Genomic DNA, 3,024 nt, shown 5'->3' on the forward strand with positions numbered 1-3,024 from the left:
GCCGGGCAGATTGTCAGATAGAACATCGCGGTCCCTTTGAACCCTCCCAGCGCCGAATGTTCACGCAAAGGATTGTCGTCATCAGGGTCATCGTGCCCCGCACGCCGCATTGTTTCAATGCGATTGCGGCCTTTGGCCGCTACTACAACAACATCTGAAGGTTGATTGTTTTTTGACTCTGTATAGTGGGTGCCGGAAGTGGCACCCATGGGTGCCATTTTCGGGGTACATTGAGCGGATTTCCTGACTGTTCCAGGCGAGGATTGCACCGGGTTATCCACAGGCCGGGGCCGCGTTCGCACCTGGTGCCAGAGTTCCTTCAGCCGGTCGTGATACTCACCGAGCCTGTCCAGATTTTCGGTCCTGAGCCTCAACCGCAGGAGGCGGGCCGCCTCCATGGCTGTCGCTAGGTCGTCGCAGGCTTCGGCCAGTACGCGGACCCGATCGTTGAGATCGGCGATCGCATCGCGCAGGAAGGCGACATGGCTGCGCCGCCGTCTTTCGTCTTCGAGCAGGTTAAGAAGCTGCGGCCACCGATAGCGTAGGGACGCCAGGTTGAATCCGACCTGCTTTTCGCCCCCCTCGCCCTGCCATCGTCGTCCACGCTGGCCGTTGCGACCGTCGCAGGCGACAAGAAGGCGGGCCTCAGTCAGTTCGCGCATGGCGCGGCGCAGACTGCTGAGCGATAAGCCCGTCCATCCCATCAATGTCGCATTATGGGCGTAGATGAACGGCGTTCCTGTCATCAGCCAGCTCTCGGCCGGTGTCTTCTCCACCATGCGGATCAGCAGGTGCCAGGCCGCCCGTGTCAGCCCCATGGCGCGCGGGAGTGCGCCCAGGACTTTCAGGACATCGTATTTCTCCGGCCAGGCCAGTGCGGGTGTCGCCAGTTCATCGCGCGCTGCCATCATTGCAGGCGTGAGGGTGCGTTTGCCGCGCCGACGGATCGGGCGCGCAGGCGTATCGTGATCGGGTGTTTCCATCCGTCAGCTTCCAGCTTGAGATCAGACTGTCGCCTCACGACGCCGGGCACCAGACAAAGCATCCTCGTTCGCAATTTTCCTTGCGTTCCGAAAATCTCCGCTGTACAAAGGAATTCAATCTCTTTGCCGCTTTATGCGACAGACTTCCTCTGCGTTTTTTTGGGTGCCCTGGCTTTTCCGGTTTGCCGACCGGGAGAGGCAGGGTTTTCCTTTATGTGCGTATCAGGTCATGGCGGGCCTCGAGCGAAGCAGAAGGGAATCGTCGCTGAGCGCGATTCCAAGGACGTCACGAGACTGCAACACACCCTTTTTTCCCGCAAGCTGTAATTCGCGTAAGTGTCTGTTTTTTCATCGAAAATGTGTCCAAAATTGCGCGTTTTCATCCCGGTTTTCATCAACTGATGACCGCCTCGGACGCCCCACTTCCCATGCGCGACGAGACGGTGCTCATGTATTGTCCGACGGTCCAACCGCTCATGTTGTTGTTGGAAAGAGAGGTCGCGGACACGAAATTACTGAGCGGCGTGTCGGCCGATGCCGTGGCGATTTTCTCCCCAGCCGATGTGCCGAACATGTATGCCGCATAGACCTGGGCGGATGTCGCAGTGCCGCCATTCACGCTGGCGACCGATTGGGCGTAGGAGCTGATGATCGCACTCGCCACCTGGGCCTGCACGGCCGGATCGCTCCGGTCGGCATCGCTCAGCCCGAGCTTTGAGGCGTACTCGTTCCAGGTCGCATCCGTGACCTGCCAGACGCCATCGGCCGAGGAGGTGGAATTGCCGGTATTCTGGAAATGGCTTTCGATCTGGGCGAAGGCAGCCAGCGTGTCAGGATTGATCCCGGCCGCTTCGGCTGCCGCAACCGCGTCGGTTCCATAAGTCTGTGACAGAAGTGTCGCCATGGCATCCGTACTGCCCCAGGTGCCGTCATACGATGAGCTGCTGCTGCTCGAAGACGACCCCGATGACGCCCCGGGATAGGTGAAGGTCGGTGTGCCGACCTCGGAAATGCTCGGGATGATCTGTGCCGGCACGTCGGCCGAGGCTCCCTGGGCGTGCGCCCAGAGAGCCAGGACACTGAGCCCGGCGCCAAACGGTCGCCGAAGCATCAGCGCACCGGATACGAGAAGATGACCATCCTGTCGGCCGGGCGAATACCATCAACCTTGCAGCCCGTCGGGTGGTCGCTGAGCGAAGGACGGTAGGGAACGAGATCCCCTTCAGGGATCCATGCACTGGTGCCCCCGGCCCGATAGATCTTCGCCCAGCCGTTGACACGCGTGGTACTGACCGCGAGCTGGGGTGCTGCGACACCGGCCTTACGGAATGTCGTGCCAGGCCCGGCATAGACCGGTTCGAAGTCCGTCCGTGGGCTCATGCATGCAGCAGGCCCGGGAAGAGGGATCAGCGCGCCGTCCGGTTTGGCAGCGACTGGCGGCCCCCAGTTCCGCGGGCCGATCTCACGCTGACGCTCCTGCGCCATACGATCGAGCTCGGCCGGAGAGAAGCTTTGCGCCATGGCGGATGTCGCACACGTCGCCAGCAGGGCGACAGCAAGGGCAGCAGTAGTCAATGAGGACACTGGCTGTGTTCCTTTTCCTGTTCAATGTGTCTGTAAGGATAATCCCATGAGCGGTTGTGACTGCGGGGCGCTGGTCAATGTTGCCATTCCGTTCGTTCTCGCGGTCACAAGCAGGGACCGCATGATGATCGCATAAGGAGAACCTCATGCGATCCATCTTTCTGGCCTCATCGTTGCTTCTGTGTCCGTCTCTGGCGCTGGCGGCACAGTGCCCTGCCCCCACAGTCCCAGAGCCGCAGGCCGCGCAGCCACGGCTTGTCGCGGCCCCTGGCGACATTCCGGCACCCCGGCCGATCCCTGCGAGCGACATCGCCGCCATCCCCGCCCTGAAGCGCATCACCAGCCAGGGCGCTACGGTTATGGAGATCGGCAATCCGGTGCTGAATCACGGCCTGCGCGGGATCTATGCCCGTAACGGCAATGCCTTCCGCGTATTCTATCTCACTCCTGACGGGGA

3 protein-coding genes and 1 pseudogene are annotated in these 3,024 nt (G+C 61.3%); 1 reads left to right on the forward strand and 3 read right to left on the reverse strand.

Going from position 1 to position 3,024, the window contains the following annotated elements:
- From J2D77_RS16985 to J2D77_RS16995, 3 genes are all read right to left on the reverse strand, one after another.
- Positions 1 to 983 (reverse strand): helix-turn-helix domain-containing protein (locus J2D77_RS16985; protein WP_207847709.1); only part of this gene is annotated, 983 nt, incomplete at its 3' end.
- A gap of 394 nt (positions 984 to 1,377) precedes the next feature.
- Entirely contained in the window at positions 1,378 to 2,019 is a 642-nt protein-coding gene (locus J2D77_RS16990; RefSeq protein ID WP_331000172.1) for a transglycosylase SLT domain-containing protein, read from the reverse strand.
- A gap of 74 nt (positions 2,020 to 2,093) precedes the next feature.
- Complete coding sequence (locus J2D77_RS16995; RefSeq protein WP_207847711.1) at positions 2,094 to 2,567, reverse strand: SH3 domain-containing protein; 474 nt, start codon at positions 2,565 to 2,567, stop codon at positions 2,094 to 2,096.
- 146 nt (positions 2,568 to 2,713) lie between these two features.
- Here J2D77_RS16995 and J2D77_RS17000 point away from each other — a divergent pair.
- Positions 2,714 to 3,024 (forward strand): annotated as a pseudogene (locus J2D77_RS17000) (hypothetical protein); the annotation flags it as partial.

It is taken from the genome of Acetobacter garciniae (assembly GCF_017377735.1).
Taxonomy (GTDB): Bacteria; Pseudomonadota; Alphaproteobacteria; order Acetobacterales; family Acetobacteraceae; genus Acetobacter; species Acetobacter garciniae.